This is a genomic window from Paenibacillus sp. FSL H3-0321 (assembly GCF_038002865.1).
In the GTDB taxonomy this organism is placed as follows: Bacteria; Bacillota; Bacilli; order Paenibacillales; family Paenibacillaceae; genus Paenibacillus_AQ.
Window position 1 is genome coordinate 1,628,182 of the sequence record NZ_JBBODH010000001.1, and the last position, 26,581, is coordinate 1,654,762.

Annotated in this window: 25 protein-coding genes; 1 reads left to right on the forward strand and 24 read right to left on the reverse strand. The window is 52.8% G+C overall.

Annotated elements, in window-relative coordinates; all coding sequences use genetic code 11:
• Nucleotides 1-494: 494 nt before the first annotated feature.
• The 15 genes from sigF to MHI45_RS07260 all read right to left on the reverse strand — a co-directional run bounded on the left by sigF (nt 495) and on the right by MHI45_RS07260 (nt 16,385).
• Nucleotides 495-1,250 carry an RNA polymerase sporulation sigma factor SigF gene (gene sigF, locus MHI45_RS07190; protein ID WP_038594702.1) on the reverse strand — a complete coding sequence of 252 codons (756 nt, stop codon included), beginning with the start codon at nt 1,248-1,250 and terminating at the stop codon, nt 495-497.
• An 11-nt stretch (nt 1,251-1,261) separates the two neighbouring features.
• Nucleotides 1,262-1,717 (reverse strand): anti-sigma F factor, encoded by a 456-nt coding sequence (gene spoIIAB, locus MHI45_RS07195; protein ID WP_038594704.1) that lies wholly within the window; start codon nt 1,715-1,717, stop codon nt 1,262-1,264.
• Nucleotides 1,714-2,067, reverse strand: coding sequence for an anti-sigma F factor antagonist (spoIIAA, locus tag MHI45_RS07200; protein WP_038594706.1), 354 nt, complete (start codon nt 2,065-2,067; stop codon nt 1,714-1,716). Before spoIIAA ends, spoIIAB begins: the two co-directional genes overlap by 4 nt.
• Before the next feature lie 173 nt (nt 2,068-2,240).
• Complete coding sequence (locus MHI45_RS07205) at nt 2,241-3,428, reverse strand: D-alanyl-D-alanine carboxypeptidase family protein (protein WP_076109011.1); 1,188 nt, start codon at nt 3,426-3,428, stop codon at nt 2,241-2,243.
• A 163-nt stretch (nt 3,429-3,591) separates the two neighbouring features.
• Nucleotides 3,592-4,554 (reverse strand): ABC transporter ATP-binding protein, encoded by a 963-nt coding sequence (locus tag MHI45_RS07210; protein WP_076108939.1) that lies wholly within the window; start codon nt 4,552-4,554, stop codon nt 3,592-3,594.
• Nucleotides 4,551-5,528 carry an ABC transporter ATP-binding protein gene (locus tag MHI45_RS07215; RefSeq protein WP_038594710.1) on the reverse strand — a complete coding sequence of 326 codons (978 nt, stop codon included), beginning with the start codon at nt 5,526-5,528 and terminating at the stop codon, nt 4,551-4,553. Before MHI45_RS07215 ends, MHI45_RS07210 begins: the two co-directional genes overlap by 4 nt.
• 19 nt (nt 5,529-5,547) lie before the next feature.
• Nucleotides 5,548-6,834: a M20 family metallopeptidase gene (locus tag MHI45_RS07220; protein WP_076108938.1), complete on the reverse strand. Its 1,287-nt coding sequence runs from the start codon at nt 6,832-6,834 to the stop codon at nt 5,548-5,550.
• 88 nt (nt 6,835-6,922) lie between these two features.
• Nucleotides 6,923-8,524 (reverse strand): ABC transporter substrate-binding protein, encoded by a 1,602-nt coding sequence (locus MHI45_RS07225; protein WP_179091666.1) that lies wholly within the window; start codon nt 8,522-8,524, stop codon nt 6,923-6,925.
• Nucleotides 8,525-8,715: 191 nt separating this feature from the next.
• Entirely contained in the window at nt 8,716-9,615 is a 900-nt protein-coding gene (locus MHI45_RS07230; RefSeq protein ID WP_076108936.1) for an ABC transporter permease, read from the reverse strand.
• Between the two features lie 29 nt (nt 9,616-9,644).
• The gene (locus tag MHI45_RS07235) at nt 9,645-10,655 is read right to left on the reverse strand and encodes an ABC transporter permease (protein WP_179091665.1); all 1,011 of its coding nucleotides are present in this window, start codon (nt 10,653-10,655) and stop codon (nt 9,645-9,647) included.
• Between the two features lie 256 nt (nt 10,656-10,911).
• The gene (locus MHI45_RS07240; RefSeq protein WP_076108935.1) at nt 10,912-12,438 is read right to left on the reverse strand and encodes a PucR family transcriptional regulator; all 1,527 of its coding nucleotides are present in this window, start codon (nt 12,436-12,438) and stop codon (nt 10,912-10,914) included.
• A 597-nt stretch (nt 12,439-13,035) separates the two neighbouring features.
• Nucleotides 13,036-13,689 (reverse strand): aspartate/glutamate racemase family protein, encoded by a 654-nt coding sequence (locus MHI45_RS07245; protein WP_076108934.1) that lies wholly within the window; start codon nt 13,687-13,689, stop codon nt 13,036-13,038.
• Between the two features lie 54 nt (nt 13,690-13,743).
• A complete protein-coding gene (locus tag MHI45_RS07250; RefSeq protein ID WP_076108933.1) occupies nt 13,744-14,688 on the reverse strand; it encodes an aminopeptidase in 945 nt (314 codons plus the stop codon).
• A gap of 15 nt (nt 14,689-14,703) precedes the next feature.
• Nucleotides 14,704-15,372, reverse strand: a complete 669-nt coding sequence (locus tag MHI45_RS07255; protein WP_076108932.1) for an AroM family protein — start codon at nt 15,370-15,372, stop codon at nt 14,704-14,706.
• A 62-nt stretch (nt 15,373-15,434) separates the two neighbouring features.
• Complete coding sequence (locus MHI45_RS07260; protein ID WP_340897330.1) at nt 15,435-16,385, reverse strand: DUF1177 domain-containing protein; 951 nt, start codon at nt 16,383-16,385, stop codon at nt 15,435-15,437.
• A gap of 344 nt (nt 16,386-16,729) precedes the next feature.
• Between MHI45_RS07260 and MHI45_RS07265 the strand changes: the two genes are divergently transcribed.
• Complete coding sequence (locus MHI45_RS07265) at nt 16,730-17,752, forward strand: serine hydrolase domain-containing protein (RefSeq protein ID WP_076108930.1); 1,023 nt, start codon at nt 16,730-16,732, stop codon at nt 17,750-17,752.
• A 170-nt stretch (nt 17,753-17,922) separates the two neighbouring features.
• Here the strand turns inward: MHI45_RS07265 and MHI45_RS07270 are convergent, their stop codons facing one another.
• The 9 genes from MHI45_RS07270 to spoIIM form a co-directional block, all read right to left on the reverse strand.
• Nucleotides 17,923-19,254 carry a pyrimidine-nucleoside phosphorylase gene (locus MHI45_RS07270; RefSeq protein WP_076108929.1) on the reverse strand — a complete coding sequence of 444 codons (1,332 nt, stop codon included), beginning with the start codon at nt 19,252-19,254 and terminating at the stop codon, nt 17,923-17,925.
• Nucleotides 19,254-20,114: a purine-nucleoside phosphorylase gene (locus MHI45_RS07275; protein WP_076108928.1), complete on the reverse strand. Its 861-nt coding sequence runs from the start codon at nt 20,112-20,114 to the stop codon at nt 19,254-19,256. The genes MHI45_RS07270 and MHI45_RS07275 overlap by 1 nt, the downstream gene beginning before the upstream one ends.
• Before the next feature lie 82 nt (nt 20,115-20,196).
• Nucleotides 20,197-21,021: a purine-nucleoside phosphorylase gene (locus MHI45_RS07280; protein WP_076108927.1), complete on the reverse strand. Its 825-nt coding sequence runs from the start codon at nt 21,019-21,021 to the stop codon at nt 20,197-20,199.
• Nucleotides 21,022-21,077: 56 nt separating this feature from the next.
• Entirely contained in the window at nt 21,078-22,256 is a 1,179-nt protein-coding gene (gene deoB / locus MHI45_RS07285; protein ID WP_038600282.1) for a phosphopentomutase, read from the reverse strand.
• Nucleotides 22,257-22,540: 284 nt separating this feature from the next.
• Nucleotides 22,541-23,434, reverse strand: a complete 894-nt coding sequence (gene xerD, locus MHI45_RS07290; protein ID WP_076108926.1) for a site-specific tyrosine recombinase XerD — start codon at nt 23,432-23,434, stop codon at nt 22,541-22,543.
• A gap of 158 nt (nt 23,435-23,592) precedes the next feature.
• A complete protein-coding gene (locus MHI45_RS07295) occupies nt 23,593-23,826 on the reverse strand; it encodes a DUF4227 family protein (protein ID WP_038594738.1) in 234 nt (77 codons plus the stop codon).
• Between the two features lie 265 nt (nt 23,827-24,091).
• Entirely contained in the window at nt 24,092-24,559 is a 468-nt protein-coding gene (gene fur / locus MHI45_RS07300; protein ID WP_038594739.1) for a ferric iron uptake transcriptional regulator, read from the reverse strand.
• 152 nt (nt 24,560-24,711) lie between these two features.
• Nucleotides 24,712-25,788, reverse strand: a complete 1,077-nt coding sequence (locus tag MHI45_RS07305; RefSeq protein WP_076108925.1) for a hypothetical protein — start codon at nt 25,786-25,788, stop codon at nt 24,712-24,714.
• A gap of 146 nt (nt 25,789-25,934) precedes the next feature.
• The gene (spoIIM, locus tag MHI45_RS07310; RefSeq protein ID WP_076108924.1) at nt 25,935-26,567 is read right to left on the reverse strand and encodes a stage II sporulation protein M; all 633 of its coding nucleotides are present in this window, start codon (nt 26,565-26,567) and stop codon (nt 25,935-25,937) included.
• Between the last annotated feature and the right edge of the window lie 14 nt (nt 26,568-26,581).

Here is a 26,581-nt window from a genome sequence, read left to right on the forward strand (position 1 = left end):
ATAGAATGCCTCTTTACGGTTTCCTAAAAAAAAAATCCCGTGCAGGGGAGGGTCTCCCCAGTTCACTGCACGATCTTTCAGCCCATGCCGTTCCCTATACGCCGGAGGGTTCTTCGCTGCTGCTCCAAGTTCTGTACAGCTTCCTTGGCCTTCGTCCAAAGACACGAGACTCGGCTCCCTCTCTTCCCCTTTGCAGGGCCTTTTTGACGACGCGGCAGGATTCACTTGATGTTGCGGCCTGGGGTGTTGCTCGCCCTGCCTCTGACCGGACTTTTGTCGATGCGCTTTTACACACAGATTTCGCCATATGCAAGCATCCTAGCTACCAAGGTGGCTTGGTCCCTCCTTGGGTTGGACTTTCACCAACTAGATCATGCGTGCTTCTGGGCACGCTATCTTTTTAAAAAATCCGCCTCTCCCGAGGCGGCTCCTGCTTCTTGCTCATCCACCCTTGATTTCACCCGTCACATTCACTGCTCATACTTATCCTTGTTTCACTGCGCGATCTGCTCGCGGATGTTCGCAAGGATTTTCTTCTCCAGCCTCGACACCTGGACCTGCGAGATGCCAAGGCGGCTGGCGACTTCGGATTGCGTCTGGTCGCGGTAGTAGCGCAGATAGACGATCAGGCGCTCGCGTTCGGTCAAGGCCCCAATGGCCTCGTTCAGCGCAAGCTTGTCGAACCAGCGCTCCTGCGTTTCGTCAGCGATCTGGTCGATCAGGGTGATCGGGTCGCCGTCGTTCTCGAAGACAGTCTCGTGGATCGAGGTCGGCGGCTTGTTGGCCTCCTGGGCGAAGACGATTTCTTCAGGCGTCACGCCCAGCGCCTCCGCGACCTCGCCGATGGTCGGCAGGCGGTCCAATGTCTTGGACATTTCATCCTTCATCTTGCGTACCTTGTTCGCCATCTCCTTCAGCGAACGGCTGACCTTCAGGGTGCCGTCGTCGCGCAGGAAACGCTGGATCTCGCCGATGATCATCGGCACCGCGTAGGTGGAGAACTTGACCTCATAGCTGAGGTCGAATTTATCTACGGACTTCAGCAGTCCGATACAGCCGATCTGGAACAAATCATCAGGCTCATACCCGCGGTTCATAAACCGCTGCACCACCGACCAGACGAGGCGGATATTGCAGCTTACAAGCGTGTCGCGGGCCAGATTATCTCCAGCCTGACTGAGCGCGATAAGACGTTTGACCTCCGCATCGTCCAAATAGGTCGGCGGAGCTTTTTTTGACTCTGCATCCATGGCTCCAACCCCTAATTGTATAAAGCTTTTTTCGAGACGATGGTTTTCTTCATTGCGATGGAAGTACCGCGTCCCGGTTCACTTGTAACTTCGAATTCGTCCATAAAATTCTCCATAATCGTAAAACCCATACCTGACCGCTCCAGCTCTGGCTTGGAGGTGTACAGCGGCTGCTGCGCCAGCTCCAAATCCTCAATCCCGCGTCCCTGATCCTCTATGGTCAGACGCACGGTTTCGTTCTCAATCGATGCGGAGATGCTGACAATCCCTTCAGGGTCACTGTCATATCCATGAATAATGCAGTTCGTCACTGCCTCCGAAACGACTGTCTTCAGATCATTCAGCTCTTCCATTGTGGGATCGAGCCGGGAGACGAAGGCTGCCACCACCACACGTGCGAACGATTCGTTCTCCGACAGGGCAGCAAACTGCACACTCATGAAGTTACCAGCTTCACTCTTTGTCATAACGCAACCTCCAAATCCGAGAGTGCAGCGCTCTCGTCGTCATATAGGGACATGATTTTGAACAGGCCCGACATTTCCAGCAGCCGCTTCACAGGTGCGGTGGCATCGCAGACTGCCATTTTGCCGCCTTTGCTGCGAATCAGCTTGTACCTCCCGAGAATGACTCCTAAGCCCGAGCTGTCCATAAACTGCAGGTCCTTCAGGCTGAGGATCATATGCTCGACCTGGCCGCGCATAATCGCTTCATCCATTTCCATACGTACATAATCGGCTGCGTGATGGTCCAGCTCTCCAAATAAACGGACAATCAGCACACCCCGGTGATGCTCCATCTCCACATGAGAATTCATGCCTGCCACTCTCCTCTTCGTTGCTTTCAAAACCGCCCTGAAACTAAATGTTTTCCCCTTCAAGGACAAGGTTTTCTACATGGCAATTGAGGATTCCTGCCCCACGACAAAACTAGAAGAAAACCCCTATGAATCTACAGGAGACTCATGAGCAATCTACAAAATACCAGAAATTAATCAATCGTGAACAGCGAACCCGTCGTCCGCTTGAACAGCTTCCACCAGCCCGCCTTCGCCACATCTTCGCCTGCCTTGAGCTCGTATTCCTTAATTACATTCGTCCCTTGATAAACTACCAGCTTACCTATGATCTGATCTGCAGCTACAGGAGCTTTGAGGTTTGCCGGCAGTACCAGCTCATGGCGGATGCCTTCCTGGGTGATGCCTTTCTTCAGCAGGACACTGTAGGTTTCCTCCGCGGTCAGCGGCAGCTCCGTTTTCACACCCTTCTCAATCTTTAGGGTACCGATAGCGTCGCCCTTTTTGTGAATGGTGTGCATTTTATATTGAGAAAAGAGATAATCGAACATCCCCGATACTTCGCTGTTGCGCGTCTTGGTGTTCGGTTCGCCCAGCACGACCGCAACAGCACGCAGTCCGTCTCTGGCCGCAGTCGCGGACAGGCAGAACTTGGCTTCGGAGGTATAACCCGTTTTCAGTCCGTCGGCTCCTGTATAGAAACGGACCAGCTTGTTCGTATTTACCAGCCAGAACGGCTTCGCCGAATCCTTGCGCAGATAATCCTGATAGGAGCCGGTATATTTGATGATCCGCTCATGCTTCAGCAGCTCCCGGCTGATCACGGCAATGTCATTCGCTGAAGAATAATGGTTCTGCGCCGGCAGACCGTTGCAGTTGGCAAAATGTGTGTCCTTCAGGCCCAGCTCTTCAGCTTTGCTGTTCATCAGATCCACAAATGCACTCTCCGAACCGGCGATTTTCTCCGCCATTGCCACCGATGCGTCATTGCCTGAGGCCATTGCGATGCCTTTCAGCATCTCGTCTACCGTCATTTCTTCACCAGGCTCCAGAAATATCTGCGAACCGCCCATGGATGCCGCGTATTCACTGGTCCGTACCTTATCGGTCAATTGCAGTCTTCCTTCGTCAAGTGCCTCGACGGTGAGCAGCATTGTCATAATTTTCGTAATGCTTGCCGGAGGCAGCTTATCATGGCTGTTCTTCTCATAGATTACCGTGCCGGTGCCCGCATCCATCAGGATGGCGGAACGTGCACCCGGCGCAAGGTCAATAGCGGCGGCAGTGCTGCCGGTACCTTTGGCTTTTTCCTCTGCATACGCCCCCGAGGACGCTCCCAGAACCGATACAGCAATACACAGCACTAACATAACATAACGCATTCTTCTCACAATGGTTCCCCTCCTGAACATTAACCTTCAATTCATAGGTACTGTGTTCCAGTTTGGTCAGAAAGGCTGAAAATTATTCCATTTATCCGCAAAAATGCTCTATAAAATAAAGACCACCCGCTTCCGGATGGCCTCACTATCTTGCTCTATGCGGTTAATACAAGTGGCAGGAAACCTGGTGCCCTGATTCCAGCTCGCGCAGCACTGGTTCTTCGGTCCGGCATCTGTCCGTTGCATGCGGACAGCGGGGATGGAAGGCACAGCCGCTTGGCGGAGTTTCCGGGTTCGGCACATCGCCGCTCAGGACAATCCGCTGCTTCTTCAGCGCCGGATTCGGCACCGGCACTGCGGACATCAGCGCTTGTGTATACGGATGGAGCGGCTTCGCGAATAACGTCTTTGTGGGCGCAAGCTCAACGATCCGCCCCAGGTACATGACGGCCACACGGTCGCTGATAAATTTCACGACCGACAGGTCATGGGAGATGAACATATAGGTCAGGCCAAACTGCTCCTGCAGATCCTGCATCAGATTCAGCACCTGGGCCTGGATCGATACATCCAATGCAGATACCGGCTCGTCGCAGACGATGAACTTGGGGTTCAGTGCCAGCGCCCGGGCGATTCCGATCCGCTGCCGCTGGCCTCCGGAGAATTCATGCGGAAAACGGTGCGCCTGATAAGGGGAAAGTCCCACAACCTCCATCAAGTGTTCAACCCGGCTCTTCAGTTCATTTCCTGCTGCCTGTTCATGCGTGCGCATGGGCTCCTCCAGAATACGCTGCACGGTCCAGCGCGGGTCCAGCGAAGCATACGGGTCCTGGAACACCATCTGCATATCGGTGCGGAAGCGGCGCAGCTGCTCGGTACCCAGGCTGCGCACATCTGTGCCGTTGAAGAGGATCTCGCCCTCACTCGGTTCGATCAGGCGCAGGATGGCCCGCCCTGTAGTGGACTTACCGCAGCCGGACTCCCCCACTACGGCTAGGGTCTCTCCTTGTTCTACCGATAACGTAATGCCGTCAACGGCTTTCACGGCACCTACTTGCTTGGAGAAGAACCCTTTGCGGATCGGATAATGTTTCTTAAGATTGCGGACTTCCAGAATTGTACTCATGATATTCCCTCCTGCTGCAGCAGACACCGGCAAGTGTGTCCCGGCTGAATCTCAAGCAGCTCCGGGCGTTCTTCCCAACAGCGCTGAACCACCATCGGGCAACGGGGAGCGAACCGGCAGCCGGGCGGCAGATTGGCCGGGTTCGGCACCTGACCCGGAATCGAGCTCAGACGGTCATTGTCTCCCGCGAGCTGAGGCAGCGAAGCCAGCAGCCCTTGGGTATACGGATGCAGCGGATTGTTATAGAGCGTCGCCACATCTGTTTCTTCCACAATCTGTCCTGCATACATAATGACCACTCTGTCGCACATCTCTGCAACCACCCCAAGATCATGGGTAATCATCAGGATGGACATGCCCTCGTTCTTCTGTAAATCACGCATAAGATCGAGAATCTGCGCCTGGATCGTGACGTCCAGTGCCGTGGTCGGCTCATCTGCAATCAGCAGTTGAGGGTTACAGACCATCGCCATGGCGATCATCACGCGCTGGCGCATACCGCCGGAGAGCTGGTGTGCATACTGCTCGGCAATCTTCTCCGGACGGGGAATGCCGACCTTTCGCAGCATCTCAACCGCACGCTCATTCGCTTCCTTCTTACCCAGCTTCAGGTGAAAGCGGGCAGACTCGGAAATCTGCCGGCCGATCTTGAATACCGGATTGAGCGAGGTCATCGGCTCCTGAAAAATCATCGCAATCCGGTTGCCCCGGATATTGCGTACTTCCTTCGCCGGCATTTCCAGCATATTCTTGCCTTCAAAACGGATTTGCCCGGCGGCGATCCGGCTAATCCGCTTGGGCAGGAGCTGCATAATCGACAGCGAGGTTATGCTTTTGCCGCAGCCGGATTCACCGACAATACCCAGCGTCTCGCCTTTGCGCACTGACAGACTGATGCCGTCCACCGCGCGGACTGTGCCCGCAGCGCTTACGAATTCGGTGCATAAACCCGATACTTCCAGCAGTTCTGTCATCGTTTCCCCTCCGTTACGTTTATCTTTGCGTGTCTTCTTCCACGCCCAGGTATTTAAGCGCAGTCAAGGCATAAACCTTGGCGCATTGAATGATCTGCCAGACTGGCGCTTTTTCATTGAAATTATGAATGGTGGACAGCTCGGCCGGGCCGTATTGCAGCACCGGAATGTTATGAGTGCGGAAATGGCGCGCATCGCTGGATGCCCATTGAAGCACACCGTAAGCCTCTTCTCCACTCACTTCGCAAATGCTCTCAACGAGATCGCTGACGACCGGCTCCTCCGGGGAGGTCCAATTCGCATTCCCCTGGAAGCCGAAGCCCTTGACCTCTGACTCGATTCCCGCCTCAAGCAGCAAGGAACGGGCGCGGTCAAGTACATCGCGGTAATCAACGCCGAACGGCACCCGCGAATCCACCTGAATAGTGCAGCGGTCGGCAACCACATTGACCTTCGTACCGCCCTGAATGGTTCCGATATTTACGGTAACATGGTCGAACACCTGATAGGCGACCGTACCGTACTCTTCACGCTGCTTCACATAATCCTGGGAGATACGGATAATTTCTTTGACCTCCTCCGGAATATCCGGCTTGATATCCCATAGGCGCTGCAAGGCATCAATACCTTTGGCCGCTTTGACGATTGCACTTTCACCAACCACTGGAGACAGACTGCCATGTCCCGGCGTACCTTCCACTGTGAATTCAAACCAGCAGCTGCCCTTCTGGCCGATCGTCGGATTCAGCGGTCCGGAGGGCTCCGCGATAACTGCTGCAGTCCCGGTAATTAGCCCGCGCTCCAGCACCCAGGGCACACCCAGGTGGCCGCCTGTTTCTTCATCCGGCACGATAAGCAGCGACAGATCGCCTTTGAGCGGCACGCCTAGTTTCGACAGCAGGGCCACGGCATAGATCAGTCCGGCAAGCCCCGCCTTCATATCGGAAGCGCCTCTGCCGAGCATGTATCCATCAACAATATCCCCGCAGAAGGGATCAAAATCCCAGCGGGACAGATCACCAGCCGGAACCACATCGGTATGTCCGCAGAAAATCAACTTTTTATCGGAAGGCTGTTCAGCTGCTGTTGTCAATGTGGATACGAGATTCAGCATCTTTTCAGTGGCCGGATAAATGCTCGTGCTCACTCCCGCCTGCTTCAGATAATCAATAATAAAAGCGCTGATCTCACGCGAATCGCCCGGGGGATTCTCCGATGGATAACGGATCAACTGCGAGCACAGCTCCAGCAGCTGATCCTGCCCTTCATCAATTGCATTCAGCACCTTGCTTGTCCAGTCAGTCATTGGTAGTGGCCTCCCTATAGCTCCCATGAATTTGTGAAAAAAGAGGGACCGCAGCCTCATGGCCCGTCCGCTCTTTGTAAGTCGAATTTTATTCCTGCACTGACAATGGATAGAATCGGATGACCTCATCCGGGTAGAACGCATATCCGCTGATCTTGTTGCTCATACCAACGATGCGGTTGTATTCGTAGAGGTACGCCCATGGCGCTTCTGTTGTAATAATTTCCTGTGCCTGCTGGTACAGCTCACTGCGTTTGGCTTGATCAGTCTCCGTATTAGCTTGTTCCCACAGCTTGTCTACTTCGGCATTCTGATAGTTGTTGTAGTTGGAGGAACCTTTGCCATACATCAGGAAACCAAGATGATAGCCGGGATCATTGACAAAAGAAGTCCATTTGGATATATAAGCGGTCAGGTTCTTTGTTTTCTGCTGTTCCAGGAACTGGGCGCGTGCCAGCTTGTTGATGTTCATAGTGACGCCGATTTTGGCAAGCTCAGCCTGAATCAGTACGGCATCATCTTCCCAGTCGTCAAAGCCGGAGCCCAGGGTGAAGTCAAATTTAAACCCGTTCTCATAACCAGCTTCCTTCAGCAATTCCTTGGCTTTGTCCAGGTTATGCTCGTAGACGTAACCTGCATCGGTGAAGCCCGGAGTATTGCTGGCCACGGCACTCTTCATCTGATTCGCCTGGCCGTACATGACGCCGCTCAGCAGTTCATCATAAGGGATGGCATAATTGATCGCCTGGCGGACCTTCTCGTTGTCAAAAGGCTTCACTTTGCTGTTCATCGCAAAGTAGAGAATCCGGTTGCTGGCGTTGGAGGCTACGGTCAGGTCGGTGTTGCTCTTCAGGGAGGATACATCCTTAGGCGGAATCTCAATCGCCATGTCTACATCACCTTTATCCAGCAGCAGCACCCGGTTGGAGGCTTCCTTGGTGAACTTCAGGGTCACCTTGCCAAGTTTCGCAGCACCCTGCCAGTAGTCTTCGTTAGGTGTGAACACTGCTTCCGTAGCCGGGTCCCATTTCTCCAGCTTGAACGGACCGGAGCCGGCGGCATGAGTCTTGAGGTAATCGGCACCTTGCGCTTCCACCGTCTTCTGATCGACGATCGAGAAGGTGTACATGGCCAATATTTGCAGGAAATTATGATTGGCATTAGTCAGGGTGATTTCAACTGTAGCATCATCTACGGCGGTTACGGTTTTGATCGCAGCCATTCCATAGAGAAAACTGCCGGAACTGGACTTGGCAACACGGTCAAAGGAATATACAACCGATGCTGCATCCACGGGATTGCCGCTCTGGAATTTCACTCCGGGCGTTAGTTTGAAAGTATAGACGGTATTGTCGCTTGAGGCTTCCCAGCTCTCGGCAAGCATGGGCTGAATATCTTCGGTGTTGGCGATACTTGCGCCATTTTCGGTCTTAATTCCGTAGGTAACCAGCTGATCGTACGCGGCAAGTACCAGTGTATCGGAGGTCAGGTCATTCGCCTCTGCCGGGTCCAGTGTTGTGCCGCCCTCGGAATAAGCTACGGTCAGGAATGGTTTGGCAGCCGCCGTCTCTCCTGTAGTTCCCGATGTCGCTGGTGAGGCAGCCGGTGTTTGCGGATTGGCGCTGGTTGCGCAACCAGCCAGCATAATTGAAAAAGCGATGAATGTGGACAGCAGCTTGACTCTTTTCATCAGTAATTCCTCCCTTTTCTATATCCTGCCTGCTAAAAAAACATATTGCTGCTTGTGATCATGCTCCGTGAGGGGCTGGATCTGCTTCCGAGGGTCTCTCCTGTCTGCAGCAGCCCTTCCGGCAGACACTAATCTATATTTATCGGGCAACCTGCGGATATGCAGCGGGACTTCCCTGCCTGCGCTCCGCTCTATTTGCCCGACCGCAACCGTGGATCAAGAACATCTCGTAAACCGTCGCCGAGCAGATTAAAGCCCAGAATCGAAGTGGCGATGGACAATCCAGGAAAAGTGACCAACCACCATTGACCGGAAATGATGTATTCCCTGCCCTCTGAGATCATCGCCCCCCACTCGGCAATCGGAGGTTTGACCCCAAGGCCGAGAAAGCTGAGACTGGATGCCGTCAGGATGGCGAAGCCCATTCCGAGAGTGGCCTGCACCATCAGCGGGGCCAGTGCATTGGGCAGAATGTGACGGTATAGGATCACTGAATTTTTTACACCGATTGCCCGGCTGGCTTCAACATACTCCTTCTCGCGGAGGGAGACAGTCTGGCCGAACATCAGCCGCGCGAACTCCGGAATACCGACGATTCCTACAGCGATCATTGCACTGGTTAAGCCTGCCCCGATAGAAGCGGCAATTGCCATGGACAACACCAGTGAAGGGAAGGATAACAGGACATCCATCAATCGCATTATGACCGTTCCGGTCTTCCCGCCGTAGTAGGCAGCAATTCCGCCCAGCGGTACGCCGATAAGAAAAGAAATCGCCACGGCGATCAGACCAGTCCAGATACTGATCCTTGCTCCGTACAGCACCCGGCTGAGAATATCCCGGCCGAAGTTGTCCGTTCCGAACCAGTGGCTTCCTGAAGGGGCCTGCAATTTATTCGCCATATCTGTAATGTAAGGATCATGCGGAGCAATCCAGGGTGCAATGATGGCAATCACCGTCCAGATCAGAATAAAGATGAGGCCGATGGCAGCCAGACGGTTATGCAGAAGCAGCGTCAGTAATGTTTTGGGTTTCGGCGCAGCTGCGGGTTTGGCAGGGTTGCCCTGTGCTGAATGTGCTGCAGTGCTCAACAGAAATCTCCTCCTCTCCAAAAAGCTGTTTATTCATAGCGGATACGCGGATCAATCAGACCGTATATCAGATCTACCGCCAGGTTAATGCCGCAATAGAGAATCGCACTTACTAGGGTAAACGCCTGAATTGGCGCATAATCCGCGGCCAGAATGGAATCTGTGACATACCCGCCGATGCCCGGCCAGGAGAAGATCGTCTCGGTGATGACCGCCCCGCCCATCAGATAGCCAAACTGCAGGCCGAGCACGGTAAGTGTAGGAATGAGGGCATTCACAAGTGTATGCTTGTAAATTACGGCGGACTCCCGCAGCCCTTTAGCCCGGGCGGTGCGCACGAAATCCTGATCGACTACCTCCAGCATGCTCGAACGGGTCATGCGGGCCACAATGGCCATGGTGCCTGTGCTCAGGCAGATTGCCGGAAGCAGCAGGTGGGCCAGGCTGCTTTTCAAAGCAGCGGTATCACCCGACAGAAGACTGTCCAGCACGTACAAACCCGTAATGTGGACCGGCGGATTCAGATCACCGCTGATTCGCCCCATCGGTGCCGGAGCCCAGCCAAGGATCGAGTAAAAAATATAAATGAACATTAGACCGAGCCAGAAGATCGGCACGCATGCGCCTATCAGCGAGAATACACGCGAAATATGGTCGAGGATAGATTCCTTGCGGGTCGCAGCAACAATTCCGACGGGAATCGCCACCAGAATCGCGATCAGTATGCTGGTCAAGGTCAGCTCAAGGGTGGCCGGAAACCTTGAGGACAAATCACTGGCTACCGAATGCCCCGTATGATAGGCATAGCCGATGTTTCCTTGAAACAGCTGCCCGAAATAGCTGAAGAACTGAACATAAAGCGGCTTGTCCAGCCCCATGTCCTGGCGGATCTTGTTCACGATTTCCTCCGGGGCCTGTTCACCGGCCAGCATAATTGCGGGATCGCCCGGCAGTACCCTAGATAGAATGAATGTGATGACGATGATACCAAGCAAGGCCGGAATCATCTGCGTTAGTCTTTTTAATGTGTAAGCAAACAATGAATCAACCCCCTTACGGCTTCTGTTGCAATCCAGGCTGTGAGCCCTTTCTTTGACGGAACCTGCGGTTCCATGTCAGGTACTGTGCTGTTTCTTTATTCTCTTTAGTAGTTGAGCTAATTCTACATACAATTTCATGTCCACTCTACGTCCCGTTTAGCTAAAAAAAAGCACAACCGTTTGTCGGTTGTGCACTATTACCGCCTCTTAATGTCACGTTTTCTAACATTAACTTCCGTAAAAATTCCAGCACGCCCTATTTTTCCTGCAGGTAGTAGTAAATCAGGCACAAATGGCAGACAAATTGCTCACGCGGATCATTGAGATCGAACCCTGTAATATCACGGATCCGCTCCAGCCGGTACTTCACTGAATTGCGGTGTATGTAGAGACTGCTGGCCGTATCAATCAGACTCCCCCGGTGCTCCAGATAATGATAAAACGTCAACAGCATGTTGCTGTCATGCTCCTGGTCATATCGCAGCAGCTTGCCCAGCTTGCGCTCGAACAGCACCTCGAAGCCCTGCCTGCTTAACCCCTCCAGCAGATGGTAGACCTCCATCTCCTCGTATTGGGTGACTGCACCAGCCCCCTGGCCCAGACGTTTGGAGACCGACAGTGCTTTGCGCGCTTCATTATAGCTGGTGTGGATATTCCACAGGTCCTCCGGGGTACCGATACCGGTCCGGTAGGCGCCAAGACCTTCGCTTTTGTCATGCAGCCAGCTTTCCAGCGTTGACGCCCATGGTTCCTCCCCGCCTGCAGCTCCCGTAAATTTACGGCCTTCCGGTGTCGGCAAGAACAACACGGCTCGGCTTGAGCGGTATTCCACATGGGGAGTCACTCCGCGCTTGCGCGCTTCCCGGTCCAGCAGCCGGTTCACGGTTTCCTCACTAGGAGCGGTATCGCCTTCAATGACGGCGACCTCCCATTTATGTTCAGGATTCATACCAAGCTGACGTGCCCGCCGCTCCACTTCATGCCGTGAAGGCAGCGGAGGTGTCAGCAGCTCGTCGATGAAATTGCCGCGCAGACGAAACTCGGTATCCTCGGCTACCTTTTTCCGCATCAGCTCAAGGGCAAACACCAGCCTGGCCTGCTCGATCCCCACTTCCTCCATATCATCCAGCTTCTCCTTGTCTACCAGAAGCCTGGCTACCGTCCGCTTGTCCACATTAATGTTCCAGTTCAGCGGCGAAGTCTTCTGTGACCAGTCAAAATTGGAGGGTGAGGAAACTATAATACTGCGCTGCGTATCCACCAGTGCGACAGGCGCTTTTAGAAAATCGGCCACATTATCGCTCACCGCCTGAATTCCACTGTTCTCCAGCACCATCGTTGTGAGTGTGCGGTAGACCTCTTCTGCCCGGCGCAGCAGCATAGCCTGACGGCCCAGCAGCAGCTCCATCACCGGCTGGGTAATGTTCGTATAAGGGATTTCAGGCGGAATCTCGACGATCGGCAGCCCGCAGGCATTGCTCGCTTCGATTGCCGCTTGGGGAATTTCCTTTAGGAACCGGGCAGGTTTTATGGCCAGCGCAGCTGCCCCCAGCTTGTCCAGTGTGTATACCAGCTCGGTCAGCAGTGAAGGGTCATGGCGGATCGAATAGGCCGTAGTGAGCAGCATGACGCCTTCACTGATCCAACCCTTCAGGTCGGGAACCTCCATAATATCTACAAAGCGGACAATCCGGTCCAGTCCCTGTTCACCGCTGACTACAGTGGCTGTACCAAGAATCGGCAGCTGCAGCAGCTCTCTCAACGTAATTCCTCGTGTGTTCAATATTCCTTCCTCCCTCCGCTGTCTACAGTATTTCAAGTTTTCTCCTGAGATATGCCATAGTTTGGCGTTCCCGATAGTTTATCAGAATTCGCCCGCAAACCACAGGGCAAATATTTCAAATTGCAGATAACAACTGTATCCTACAGTAAAACCTTTTGGAGAAAATCGCTGAAGTGGAGACTTCCCGCAAGCTACATTGTAGCGGTGACTTATCCGGACACCAGAGCTGTTAGTTCGATTAAATCCACAATTCCGGCAATCTGCGGACATCACAGTCGCTATTGCAATTTGTATGAAATTGCTGGCACTTTGCCGTTTCTCCAAGGAATTACGCGACTGCGGTCCGCATGTTGTGTGGAAACCAGATGTACTTTCACCTTTCATTAAGCCATATTGTGCTTTTGCGGCAATATCAAATGCACCTTTACCTCTCATTCCACCATATAGCCTGCTTGCGGCGAAATCAGATGCACCTTTGCTTCTCGAGCTTTCGAGTGATCCACAAAAAAACGTCCTCGCCGGACCGATGGTCCGGGAGAACGTTTCACTTGAAATCTTTATAGCTTTCTGCCCAGCAAATCAGCCATAGACAACGGTTTAGCGGCGGACAAGCCCGGGCAGAGAGGCAGCCGAAGCGGCTGCGGCACCCAGTGAGAGAATAGGGTCGAGTGCGCGGATTCCAAGCTTCTCTTCCAGTTCAGCAGCCAAACCGATCGTTGCAAATCCGGTACAGGCCAGCACAATGGCCTCTGCTCCGCGCTCAACGAGCCTTGCCGCTCCAGCCAGAGCTCCGGCACGTCCCGCAGGCGTGTTCAGATCAAGCGTCGTTGTTACACCGTCGGGACGATCCATCCCGAGATAGGCGTCCCCGAGGATGCTTCGAATGAAGGGAGGCACCTCGGTCAGGATCGTCAGAACGCCGACTCGGCTGCTGAAGGCCAGCGCCATATGGGCTGCACAGGACCCGGCACCGAGTACAGGAATCCGTACCGCAGCCCTCGCTTCCAGCAGCGCCGGATCGGCCGCGCAGCTGATGCCGATCGCCGTACATCCGCTTGCTTCAAGCTCCCGTGCGAGTTCAATGATTTTCGGTACGGATTCTGCTTCCGTTAGGTCATCGTAGACGCCTTGAGGCTGATCCTGAATGCAGCGGCTCATGACCGGCAGGCCATAGCGGCGTTCTATCAGCTCGCCGTGCAGATGGATGGAGCTCTCTTCTTGAAGTGTTATTACACGTATGATTCCCAGCATCCGTATCCCTCCCTTTCAGGTTGCTTGTAACGACCGCTTAGGTACTTGGCAGGACTAGAGCAATTCCCCGGCACGCATAATGATTTTGTCATCAATATACACATCCGGCTTCATCACTACAGCATCTATATGTACACCTGCCGCTACAACGCCGCCAAAGGTGTTATTGCTGCCAAAGGCTACATGAATAGTCCCGTAGACCTTCTCATCCTCAAGCACCACACCGGTTATTCTCGCCTTGTTATTCGTGCCTATGCCGAACTCACCCAAGAGCCGGCCATCGCCTGCCCCCAGCATCTCCAGCAGCTTGTCTCCGCCTTCACCTTCAACTGCTGTAAGCCTGCCCTGCTCCACCGCCAGCACCATTGGACTGGCCAAGGCGCCAATACCGGCTATGGACCCGTCTACTTTAATCCGTCCTGCGGCAGTGCCTTCAAGCGGTGCTATATACGCTTCGCCCGAAGGCAAATTCCCGGATTCCCCAGGATTCAGGTATAGCCCAGTACTCAGTACTCCGTCCCGCCCTTCTATGGAAAAGGAGAGGCTTAGCCCGTCCTTCTCCACACGTACCTCACGGCCTGCGGACAGAAGCAGGGCAACTTGCTCCGTCAACGACTTCACTTGCCCATAGTCTGCCGTAATGGCTCCATGGCTGAACATGTCATCCGTCATACCCGGCATGGTCGCTACCCGGGTTCCCGCTGCAGCAGCCTGCTTGCGGGCCGCTGTATGTGTCATGGAGTGTTTCGTAATACACACCGCCACATCCGCCTTGGCCATCGCCTCCGCAATCGGAGCAGGCGGTTCTTCACCGGACTTGCTCCGTTCCTGCATGATCAGCAGCACCGACTCCGCTCCGAGTCTTTTGCCGGCCTCATAGACGGATTCGGCAAGCTCCCGCTTGTCATCGTCCGCCACTACGGCCAGCAGTTCACCGCTGCAGAGTCCCAGGCAGTCCTTCAGGACATTCATACTGATTATTATCCGCTCTTCACTCATATTCGTTCCTCCTGATTACACCATTTCCGCTATCAGTTTCCCTATGAGGGCATTTGACAGTACGGCTGGCACTCCTTCTGAGGCCGCCCATATTCTATGCTGCTCCACATAACCCATGCAGTCAAGCACAATCACATCCGCCACGTCTTTCAACCGGCTCGCTGCAGCGCGGAATTCCGCTTCAGTGCCGGTATATGGAGAGACAGCGGCAAAAGGAAGAGAGGTCCCCGGCCCGGCGAATTTCTCGACCATACTCACTTCCTGCTCAGGCAAGGGACCGATCAGCCCCAACCGGCGCTTGCCGATCATGGCCTGCACTACCGGTGGTATAATCCGGTCCGGCTCAAGCAAATGGGCGCTGTTCGTGCGCAGCTCAGGAAACACACCGGTGCAGAGCAGCAGAATCAGTCGGATTCCAGCAGCCTCCATGGCATCAATTTTTCCCTGAAGCACTGTCTTTATCCTTTCGCGGGAGATAATCGCCGCAGTACCATCCGCCATCCGGGTCGTCAGAATATATTCTCCTTCTTGCGGACTGTAGTATTCGCGAACCTGCGCCGGGGTGAATCCATCCAATACCCCTGACTGCAGCAGCTCCGCACGGCCCTCCAAATATTTCTCAATAATCGGCGCCACATCGGATCTGGGGGACTGTCCAATCGTGATCAACCCAATTTTTTTCAATTTGCTTCCTCCTAGATGTTCATGGAGTTACCCTTCGCAGTACAATTTCTATAAACCCGGATTTAGCGGGAGGTTACCGCCGGTTTGCCCAGTGTCTGCAATACACTCATCGTGCCGTACAATTCTGTAATGCGGTCAAATTCCGCTTCGTTATAGAATGAGCATGATCCCCCGGTCACTTCTTTGGCGGTTTCAATCGCAAAACGTACTGCGGAAGCAATATCAACCTCGTGGCTTGCACCGGTGCCACAGCCGGGCACCATGGACTGTGCAGTTATCGCCAGGCCCACAACCGGAGCATTCGTTGCAACGGCAGGCTGAAGAATCGAGTTAATATGATAGAGGCCGTTCCCGTAAGGTGTAATATCCTGGGTCGTCACCGGAAAAGTAACCGGAAACTGGCCTGTCGTCATTTCCAGAATGCGCAGCAGGTCCTCGCTCACCCGCAGAATATAGCCTTCCTTGACCGTTGGCGAAATTGCAATGCCTTTGTGGTTGACCACCCGGTTACCTTTAGTGGTATCAATGGACAGAACCGCTTCCATTTCCGGCAGCACCTCATGTTCATTCATCTGCAGGATATCGACCGGTGAATCCATGAAATCCACCGGTTCATGCGGCAGCGTCGGAGCATCCGGGCAAATATGGGTCGTTACCAGCACATCCCCTTTGAGCACATCGCCTTGGGTCTGCATATGAGCCAATTTAAGTGCTGAAGCAATAGCAGCAACTGCGCCGTCCGCATCGGAGACAATCCCGATCCGGCTGGGACGGGCGCCGATTCCGCCAAGTCTGCCCACAATCCCGAAGGTCGGCGCCGTGCCGCCCGCCAGCTTTCCGTTGCTGCCCGGGATTGAGATTTTGACGAATTCCGTGCTGCCCTTTTCACCCTCAACCTTATGGACGTCTACCTTCACTGCCGGATAAGCTGCAAACAGCTGCCTGACCTGTTCACCGTTAGCATAAGCGCTGTCCAGTGTGTTCAATACCGTTATCGTTTGATGAAGTGCCATTATAATTCCTCCTCGGATGTGCTAACTCACGGATTTGTTAATCTGTAGAAACGCTAACGACATTTCATGAAAAAGCAGCCAACCGCTGCCAGTCTGTACAAAACTATTATTGTAAGGTTAGAGTTTATAGTATCTTAAATTCCAAAACGTCCACAATGTACCGCCCTGCCAAAACTGATGTGCTTTTCTTGTCCTTTGCAGATAAACCTTACGCAGCACGTACAGTCTTCAGTCGTTATTCCAATTCTTGCCTCATAAATAAGGAACAAATGAAGGAAACTTGTATCTTTCAGGCGAATTTCTTAGCTAAGCTACTATAAATGAACTGAATCGGAGGAGCCACCATGAAGCTTGAATATCTGCAGCATAAGCTCAGCGAGGAAGCTGAGACCGAAAGATTCTCTGGAGCAGTTTTGGTCAAAAAACAGACCCACACCCTGGCCGCTTCTTACGGCAGTGCTAACATTTCAGAGGAGCGGCTAAATCATCCGGACACACGCTTTGGCATCGCCTCCGGCTGCAAGCTGTTTACGGCGATTGCTGTCTGCCAGTTGGTGGAACAGGGCAAGCTTGCTTTCAGCAGCAAGGTGCTGGATGTGCTGAATGGAAAAGAGTTTGCCCGATTCAGCCATGACATGACCGTTCATCACCTGCTGACGCATAGCTCGGGTATTGCAGATTACTTTGATGAAGAAATCATGGATGATTACGCGGCGTTGTGGCTGAACCAGCCCATGTACCTGCTGCGCAAGCTCCAGGATTTCGTGCCGATGTTCTCGCAGCATCCGATGAAATTCACACCGGGAGAAAGATTTCACTACAACAATGCCGGATACATCATGCTTGGCCTGCTGGTTGAGAAGATTAGCGGGATGCCCTTTACGGATTACGTGGAGCAGCATATTTTTGCGCCTTGCGGAATGAAGCATTCCGGGTATTTTGCACTGGATGCGCTTCCAGCCAATACCGCCATGGGATATATCGAAGAAGCGGATGGAAACTGGGTCACCAACATCTATTCCATTCCTGTAAAAGGAGGCGCTGACGGCGGCGCTTTCGTCACCGCGCCGGATATGCAGCGGCTATGGCAGGGACTGCTCGATCATACGCTGCTAAATCCGGAGCTGACGGCCCTCCTGCTCACTCCGCATATTCATGATGACAATGAGGAGTACTACGGTTACGGAGTATGGATCACGAAGCAAAATGGCGAGGCACTGAAATATCATCTGATGGGGTACGATCCCGGGGTGTCCTTCCACTCCGCCTTCTACCCTGCAATCGGAGCAACCGTTGTTGTCCTGTGCAACAAAAGCCGGGGAGCCTACCCTATCCTGAAGGTGGTAGAGGAATGGCTGCTGCAGTAATTCTTCTTTCCAAGGCGCAGGTTTGATGATATTTAACGTCAAACTCCTGGAGGGTTACTTCAAATTGCAAAAAGCCGTACAGAACATTTGACTGTTCTGTACGGCTTTTCGTTTACATGATGCTGATCTATCACAGAAATATCAAGAACCTTTACATCCTGCGCTGAATCCTAGTACCGGGTTACGCCATCTTTGGTCACAAGCGCAAACACCAGCGGCTGAGGCGGAACGGGCTGAGCGGAAATGCGGTAAGCTTCCAGCACTTTAGCTTCCGCTTCCTGCACTTTGTTCTCGCTGGCATCGTTCACATGCAATACGGCAAGCGTATCTCCTGCGGCTACGGCATCGCCGACTTTCAGCGACAGCTGAATGCCAACGGCGAGATCAATGACCGATTCCTTGGTCTCGCGGCCTGCACCAAGCAGCATGGCAGCTACACCAATCTCTTCGGCTTGGATGCTCTCCACATAACCAGCGGTTGCTGCTTTCACTTCGATAAATCTCCGTGCTGCCGGCAGCGTCTCCGGCGCTTCGACCTGTGACACCTTTCCACCCTGCGCAGATACGATTTGCTTGAACTTCTCCAGAGCACTACCATCCTCGATATGAGACATCAGGATGGAGCGGGCTTCGGCTTCGTCCTTCGCCTTGCCGCCAAGCACCAGCATTTGGCTGCCCAGAATAAGGCAGACCTCCTGCAGATCCTTCGGCCCGTGGCCCTTCAAGGTTTCGATGCCTTCCTTGATTTCCAGGGCGTTGCCGATGCCGTAGCCAAGCGGCTGGTCCATGTCGCTGATGACCGCAACCGTGTTGCGGCCCAGATGGGTCCCGATATCCACCATGGCTTGCGCCAAGGCAATGGAATCGTCAAGCGTCTTCATGAACGCGCCGCTGCCGGTCTTGACATCAAGCACGATGGCATCGGCACCTGCGGCGATTTTTTTGCTCATGACGGAGCTGGCGATCAGCGGAATGGATTCCACTGTCGCTGTCACATCACGCAGTGCGTAGAGCTTCTTGTCTGCAGGTGTAATGTTGCCCGACTGGCCGATTACGGCAGCGCCGATCTCCCCTACCTGGGCGAAAAATTGTTCCCGGCCCATCTCGATAGAGAAGCCGCTGATCGACTCCAGCTTGTCGAGGGTGCCTCCAGTATGTCCCAGCCCGCGGCCGGACATTTTGGCCACCGGTACTCCGGCTGCGGCAACAAGCGGTGCCAGAACCACAGTCGTCTTATCGCCCACGCCGCCGGTAGAATGCTTGTCCACCTTGATGCCGGCAATCGGACTGAGATCGACCTGATCACCGGACATGGCCATTTCCAGCGTCAGATCGCCGGTTTCCCGTGCGTTCATCCCGCGGAAATACACCGCCATTGCCCAAGCCGAGATTTGGTAATCGGGAATTTCACCCTTGCTGTAGCCTTGGATCAGAAAAGCTATTTCTTCACGGCTAAGCTCCCCGCCGTCTCTTTTTTTCTGAATAAGATCAACCGCTCGCATTACACCTGTACCTCACGCACAAAGGCGCGCACAAGGCCGATAAACTTCGGTTTAGTCAGATTGGCAACTTTCACCACCTGCTCATGCGTCAGCGGCTCCAGCTCATCCCCGATCGCCATATCGGTGATACAGGTAATGCCAAGCACACGCAGCTTGCTGTGACTAGCCACGATCACTTCAGGTACAGTAGACATCCCGACAGCATCGCCGCCGAGGTACGCCAGCATTTTCAGCTCCGCCGGTGTCTCATAAGTTGGACCACTGATGCCGGCATATACACCTTCCTGCAGCACAAGCGGTTCACCGTCTACACCTTTAACGTCAGCCGCAAGCTTTTTGGCCAAAGCCATGTACTCAGGATCATAAGCACGGGACATATCCGGGAAACGTACACCCAGCTCCGGATCATTGGGTCCGATCAGCGGGTTGTCGCCAGTCATATTGAGGTGGTCGGTAATCAGCATCAGGTCGCCTGCTTTGAACGCCCGGTTCATTCCGCCGCCCGCGTTAGTGATCACCAGCGTACCCACGCCAAGCTTTGCCATCACATAGACCGGAAGCACAACTTTGCGCATCTCGTAGCCTTCGTAGAAGTGGAAGCGGCCCTGCATGATGATAACATCCTTGCCTTCCAGCTTCCCGATAACGAACCGGCCAGCATGGCCTTCTACCGTAGAACGCGGAAAATGAGGAATTTCTTCATAAGGAAGATACACTGCATCTTCGATTTGGTCGCCCAGATCGCCAAGACCTGAGCCCAGAATCAGCCCGATGGACGGTGAATACGCTCCGAATTTGGATTTTACGTATTCCGCTGCTTCTTTCACCTGATTGCCGTAAGAAATATTGGTTTGTGTCATGAATTGAACCTCCCGGGTATGAATTGTTGTGGATGAATAATATTGGCATAATTCCGATGCCATTGAATCTGATCTATAGAGTCTACATCTTCGGAATAAAGGCCAGCACCAGCTTCAAAAAGCGCTCACGCACACGTTCAGCCGTCTCCATAACCTCCGCATGGTTCAGCGGCTGGTCAAGAATGCCGGCAGCCATGTTGGTGATGCAGGAAATGCCAAGCACCTCGATACCGGCATGGCGGGCCACAATCGTCTCGGAGACGGTGGACATGCCTACAGCATCCGCACCTTGACGGCGCAGCATGACAATTTCAGCCGGAGTTTCATAGCAAGGGCCGAGCAAGCCGGCATAAACGCCTTCTTTGAATTCAAAATCCTGCTCTGCCGCAGCTTCCTTGGCCGCTGCAATCAGGCGGGGGCTGTAGGCGGTCGACATATCCGGGAAACGCACGCCCAGAGCATTGTCATTCGGGCCGGTCAGCGGATTGCGCCCGGTCAGGTTCAGATGATCGGTAATCAGCATCAGATCGCCGGGTGTAAAGTCCGTGTTCACGCCACCTGCGGCATTGGTAACGAGCAGGCTGGTTACGCCAAGCTCTTTCATGACGCGCACCGGAAAAGCCGTCGTCTCCGGGCCGTAGCCTTCATACATGTGGAACCGGCCCTTCATCATTACAACTCGTCGTCCTTCAATCATCCCGATCAGCAGTTCGCCTTCATGTCCCTCTACTGTGGATACAGGAAAATGGGGGATTTCGTTGTAGGGAATTACAACCTCATCCGTAATGAGGTCTGCCAGAACGCCCAGACCCGAACCGAGAATTAGCCCGATTTCCGGGGCGACTGTACATTTATCCTTGATATAAACCGCTGCTTCCTGAATATGCTTTTGGCTAACTGCTTCCATAGTTTATTGCCTCCTTGAGGGTTGTCTATAGTATTGATGCTTCATAGGATTTCGTATTATTTGAGTTCCGCCAAAAAGCTTGTCCCATATTGCGGCGCTTTGGCCCCGAAGTTGTCGGCAATTGTCGCTGCCACATCCGAGAACGTCTGGCGGATGCCCAGGTTGCCCGGAGTCTTGAATCTTGGACTGTAAATCAAGAGTGGCACATACTCACGTGTGTGATCAGTTCCGCTATGGATCGGATCATTGCCGTGGTCTGCCGAGATAATGAGCAGATCATCTTCGCCGAGTGTAGAGAGCAGTTCCGGAAGCGCCTGATCGAATACCTCAAGAGCATGTCCGTAACCTTCCGGATCGCGGCGGTGGCCATACAGGGAATCGAAATCTACCAGATTCGTGAACAGGAAGCCGTCAAACGGCTTGCGCAGCTCTCGGATCGTAATCTCGATGCCATGCTCATTGCTTTTTGTCGGATACGTGGCTGTTACGCCTTCACCTGTAAAAATATCGTTGATCTTGCCCACAGCGATAACGTCTTTACCGATATCCTCCAGCGCGTTCATTACCGTCGGCTCCGGCGGTTTGACCGCATAGTCATGGCGGTTAGGAGTACGCACAAAGTTCCCCGGTTCGCCGACATAGGGGCGGGCGATTACGCGGCCTACCGAGAATTCGGGAGCCATCGTCAGCTCGCGGGCGATTTTGCAGGCGCTGTACAGCTCTTCCAGCGGGATAATATCTTCATGAGCAGCAAGCTGGAATACGCTGTCGGCGGAAGTGTACACAATCCAGGCCCCGGTCTTCATTTGCTCTTCGCCATATTCGACCAGAATCTCCGTACCGGAAGCCGGCTTATTGCCGATCACCTTGCGTCCGGTTGCCGCTTCGAACTTCTCAATCAGCTCTGCCGGGAATCCGTCAAAATAGGTGTTGAACGGAACTTCAATCTTCAGCCCCATCAGCTCCCAATGGCCGGTCATTGTATCCTTGCCTACCGATACCTCCTGCATTTTGCCGTAATATCCGGCCGGTGCTGCTACAGGCTCCAGCGGCGGCAGTGGTGCAATATTGGCGAGACCAAGCTTTTGCAGATTAGGCAGCTTAAGACCCGGCACCCGCTCCAAAATATGTCCCAGCGTATGGGACCCTTTATCACCGAAACTTTCCGCATCCGGCGCTTCACCGATACCAACACTATCAAGAACGATAAATCCAATTCGTTTAAATGAGGACATGTCCGTCTTCACTCCTTCGTAGTATGCATATTCTTTAGGTTTTATCAAAACAAGAAGAAACGGCTCTACCTTCTTCCGAAGGGACAGCCCTTCCGAAGCCAGCGGCCCATTGCCCCGCTTTTTAGGTACCCGTTTCTGCTGAAAGTAACTCCCGGGGTTCACACGCTCCGGTCTATCCTTTCAGTATATTTCCATCATAACGATCTTACTCACAAAAAGCATCTTTTTACCCTATCCTCGGGGATTACCGCGATTCAGGTCTTATACCCATTCCGCAGCAGCAGTTACCTCGCCCGGGGATGGTGGCTTTCGTAGACTTCCTTCATATTTTTGCGGGCAATCCCGCTGTAGATCTGCGTTGTGGAAATATCCGCATGACCAAGCATCTGCTGCACGGAACGCAGATCCGCACCGCCTTCCAGCAAATGAGCAGCGAACGAATGTCTAAGGGTATGCGGAGTGATATCCTGCTCAATCCGGGCTTCACGCGCATACTTTTTAATAATTTTCCAGAAGCCCTGACGGGTCAGCCGTCCGCCCAGACTGTTCAGAAACAGGGCTGGCTCCTCCTGATTTCCCCGCAGCAGCTTGTCCCGCATACCGGATGTATACACCGCCACGCACTCCGCTGCAATAGCGCCGATCGGCACTACCCGCTCCTTCCCGGAAGCCCCGCTACAGCGGGCGAACTTCAGGTCCGTATGCACGTCCTCTACATTCAGGGTAATCAGCTCTGTAACCCGGATGCCGGTGGCGTACAGCAGCTCTAGCATCGCCTTGTCACGCATTCCCTGGGGGGTAGCTTCATCAGGGGCCGCCAGCAGCCGTTCGATTTCTTCGATACTTAAGATCATCGGCGGTTTTTTGCTCGGTTTGATCATTTCCATATCCAGCGTTGGGTCCTGCACGATCAGCCGTTCTTTCAGCAGATAGTGAAAAAAAGCCCGCAGCGACACCGTATTCCGGTTCACTGTTGCGGTTGCCCGCCCTGCGGTGCGGAGCTCAGCGAGATACTGCATGATATGCGATCTTCTAATCTCCTCCGGTGTAACGGCACCACGGCCTTCGGCAAACTCCAGAAACTGCGACACATCGCGTCCATAGGACTCGAGAGTGCTGGAAGATAAACCTTTCTCTACGGTTAAATATTGCATAAAAGGCTGCAAGTGTGACTTCATTTCATTCACGCTCCTGTCTGCTCAGGCTGCTCTTCGCGGCTATGCAGCATTTAGGCATGGAGTTCAGCATCCGGCTGCACAGCGGCAAGCCAGATGCATGAACTCACCTAAGGTTCATTCGACAGTGTTCCGGCTTCTTCCTGCTTCGGGCCGGGCAATCACTCGCCATACCAGTAATATAGCCGCAGACGTTCCCCTGCATTCAGACTGTCCACACTGACCGGGGCATCCTTAAAGGCCCGGACTGCCGTACCTTCCGGGATTTCATAATGATCTATCGGACTGATCCATCCGCTTAGCCAGCTCAGGGCGTAATACAAGAAACAGCTCAATGCAACAAGCAGGGTCAAAAAATACAGCCGGCGCACCGTTCCAGGCACAGAAATAATCATTAGGATTCCTCCTAAAAGTTTTGTGAGCTTATACTTCCCAGGGTTGCTTCGTACAAAACTCACTTCGGAAGCATAAACTTATGTTTTGTGAGCCTCTATCTTCCAGGAATTGCTTCGTACAAAACTCGCCTCAGAAGCATAACTCGTCCTTCACTTTATGCGCCGGCGTGCGGTGATATGTATGTCGGCCTGATGAAATCATTTAAAAAGCCCCCTCCGGCAGTACACCGGGGAGAGCTTGTGCGGTAATTTATCATCTATAAGCCTATTCGGGCGTATTGCCATCCGTAGTATTCTTGTCCTTGCAGCGGTGGCAAATCCCGTGAAAATCAAGTCTATGATCAAGCACCGTGAAATTATAATCGTTCTCCAGCCGCTCTTCCAGCGGTCCGAGCCAATCCTCACGGATTTCATCCATTGTGCCGCATTGCACACAGATTAAATGATGATGATGGTGTTTCGCCGTATCTGTCCGCAGGTCATAACGGGCAACTCCGTCTCCGAAATTAATCTTCTCCACGACATGAAGCTCGCTGAGCAGTTCCAGGGTCCGGTATACAGTGGCGAGACCGATCTCGGGAGCCTTTTCTTTCACAAGCATAAATACATCTTCTGCACTTAAATGATCGTCTTCGTTCTCCAGCAGCACCCTTAAGGTTGCTTCCCGTTGGGGTGTAAGCTTATATCCTTGGGATTGTAGCTGTTGCTTTATCTTGTCTATCCGGGCTTCCATAGTATCCCTCCCCCTTGGAAAATTACCGCACCGGGCATAAAACCACTTCTTCCATTATAGGGGGAGTCGCTTTGAGAAGTCAAACGCTTTTAGAGTGTGTTCAATAGTGGTATTCCGGGACGGCAATACAGCTCCGCCAACGGTTCTATGGTCTAGTTAACAGCAGTGGAGTGGATCACTTGAATTGTTGCTCCGGTTTCTTCCCGGATAAGTAAAGAAAGCTCACCCTTGGAATAATCCAGCACGCGGAAGCTATTGGGAAGAGTAATCGAAGCCTCCGACACCTTCCGGCCAGAGAGATTATATATATCAATTCGTCCTTTCTCCGGGAGATAGATTAGAATATGATTGCCTATACGTTCAGACTTCCAACCCATTTCCCGATCCGTAAACGTTTCAGAGATGCCTGCTGTCTTTTTTCCTGTCGAGAGATTATACATGCCGGATAGTGAATAAGGCTGCCCAACATTCACGCCCAGCGGATTGCCCACGTTGAAGGAACTGTTAATAACAAGCTCATTGCCGGCAAATGAAGAATCACTGCGTGTGTTCCAATCAGAAGCGATAATGTATGTTTTCTTATTCGAGGTATTAATCACACGAAAAAAATCCTGGCTCTGCATTAGACTGGATCCTGTAAATTTGACCACCGCATAAGGCCCGTTCAATTTAATATCCTTAAGCGTGATATCTTCGTACTTGCTGCTTGACATTCCGCCGAAATTTATTTTAAAAACAGGATTGTTCCAAGGGGCTTGATATGCAGCAAGAACGTTGTTACTGTACACAGAGAGTCTTTCTTTATTGCTCCCTTCTGGTGCGTACCAGTTGATCATCTCCTCATTGCTTGTTATTGATTTAGTGATTGGAGCGCTGTTAAAGACCGTAGTGGAGAGTGTCGTTCCTTCTTTACTCAGGACGATCTTTTGCAGCTTGTTGTCTTTATCTTTGTCTTTGGCGATCACAATGATTTTCTCCGGAGAGCTGAGTACATCAACATCATAGAGCTTGGAATAACTTTTCGTCCAAGCTTCTTCGCCTGAAGCCAAGTTAAAGACAGATATCGAGTTATCCATCCTGTTAAAAACAACTTTCTCTTGGGCTGAAAGTGTAAGCATTTGCAAATCATTGTTAAGAAAGCCTTCTAATGACCTCTGTTGAACGGGTTCTGCGAAAACATTCGTAGACACCATAAACAAAAGAATTATCAGAATCCCTATTTTTTTCACCTGCTATATCCTCCTTCCTCGGCTGCTCACCCAACACCATTTTAATTCCTATATTTGCAAATATCTACTATTCATAACTTTTTGCAATCAAAGGGATAAAAAAAATGCTGCCCCAGTGAAAATTCCACCCGGCAGCATTCTTTAAATCACCCTATAGATACGAGCATGGGTGTCACCCATCTCATCATCACCGGCGTCACCCAGGCCTCAAAACCAGAAATGCCCAAGACGAGTACGGCCATTCCAAGCGATAATACCGTGTACATTGCAAAAGGCCTTGTCACCGGTGTACGCCGCTTCCCCAGCACCCGGCTGCGGATCATCAGCAGTGAGAAGGCAATAGCCGCTGCGCTGCATACGAGCAGAACCGGGATCAGCACAAGATTGTGCGGAGCAACCGAGACGAGGGCAAACAGCATACCGTGCCAGGAATACTGGCTGACGAGGCAACCGACGGTAAAACCGATCAGCACGCCTTTGAGAAAATCTAAGATCAGAATACCCGGAAGCCCAATGACCGACAACCCAAGAATCCAAATGAGTCCCACCCACTTCAGATTGAGCGCGGCGATACTCCAGAAAGAGTCGGGCGCAGCCGGCAGGCCCTGCTGATCAACGGTGACGAAGAAATTCCCCATGTAATCTCCCAGCTCCTGCTGCTGATCCAACGTTAACGCACTAACAATCAGAGCCCCGAAAACGACACCAACGAGAAATAATACGGCAACAAAAATATAAAGAGGCGTCTGTTCCTTCATCATCAGCCTTAAACTGCGCATCGGGACGTTCTCCT

Coding starts and splice junctions, on each gene's coding strand:
- sigF (WP_038594702.1), bottom strand. CDS start 1,250: ATGGATGCAGAGTCAAAAAAAGCTCCGCCGACCTATTTGGACGATGCG.
- spoIIAB (WP_038594704.1), bottom strand. CDS start 1,717: ATGACAAAGAGTGAAGCTGGTAACTTCATGAGTGTGCAGTTTGCTGCC.
- spoIIAA (WP_038594706.1), bottom strand. CDS start 2,067: ATGAATTCTCATGTGGAGATGGAGCATCACCGGGGTGTGCTGATTGTC.
- MHI45_RS07205 (WP_076109011.1), bottom strand. CDS start 3,428: ATGCGTTATGTTATGTTAGTGCTGTGTATTGCTGTATCGGTTCTGGGA.
- MHI45_RS07210 (WP_076108939.1), bottom strand. CDS start 4,554: ATGAGTACAATTCTGGAAGTCCGCAATCTTAAGAAACATTATCCGATC.
- MHI45_RS07215 (WP_038594710.1), bottom strand. CDS start 5,528: ATGACAGAACTGCTGGAAGTATCGGGTTTATGCACCGAATTCGTAAGC.
- MHI45_RS07220 (WP_076108938.1), bottom strand. CDS start 6,834: ATGACTGACTGGACAAGCAAGGTGCTGAATGCAATTGATGAAGGGCAG.
- MHI45_RS07225 (WP_179091666.1), bottom strand. CDS start 8,524: ATGAAAAGAGTCAAGCTGCTGTCCACATTCATCGCTTTTTCAATTATG.
- MHI45_RS07245 (WP_076108934.1), bottom strand. CDS start 13,689: ATGCTGGGAATCATACGTGTAATAACACTTCAAGAAGAGAGCTCCATC.
- MHI45_RS07250 (WP_076108933.1), bottom strand. CDS start 14,688: ATGAGTGAAGAGCGGATAATAATCAGTATGAATGTCCTGAAGGACTGC.
- MHI45_RS07260 (WP_340897330.1), bottom strand. CDS start 16,385: ATGGCACTTCATCAAACGATAACGGTATTGAACACACTGGACAGCGCT.
- MHI45_RS07265 (WP_076108930.1), top strand. CDS start 16,730: ATGAAGCTTGAATATCTGCAGCATAAGCTCAGCGAGGAAGCTGAGACC.
- MHI45_RS07270 (WP_076108929.1), bottom strand. CDS start 19,254: ATGCGAGCGGTTGATCTTATTCAGAAAAAAAGAGACGGCGGGGAGCTT.
- MHI45_RS07275 (WP_076108928.1), bottom strand. CDS start 20,114: ATGACACAAACCAATATTTCTTACGGCAATCAGGTGAAAGAAGCAGCG.
- MHI45_RS07280 (WP_076108927.1), bottom strand. CDS start 21,021: ATGGAAGCAGTTAGCCAAAAGCATATTCAGGAAGCAGCGGTTTATATC.
- deoB (WP_038600282.1), bottom strand. CDS start 22,256: ATGTCCTCATTTAAACGAATTGGATTTATCGTTCTTGATAGTGTTGGT.
- xerD (WP_076108926.1), bottom strand. CDS start 23,434: ATGAAGTCACACTTGCAGCCTTTTATGCAATATTTAACCGTAGAGAAA.
- MHI45_RS07295 (WP_038594738.1), bottom strand. CDS start 23,826: ATGATTATTTCTGTGCCTGGAACGGTGCGCCGGCTGTATTTTTTGACC.
- fur (WP_038594739.1), bottom strand. CDS start 24,559: ATGGAAGCCCGGATAGACAAGATAAAGCAACAGCTACAATCCCAAGGA.
- spoIIM (WP_076108924.1), bottom strand. CDS start 26,567: ATGCGCAGTTTAAGGCTGATGATGAAGGAACAGACGCCTCTTTATATT.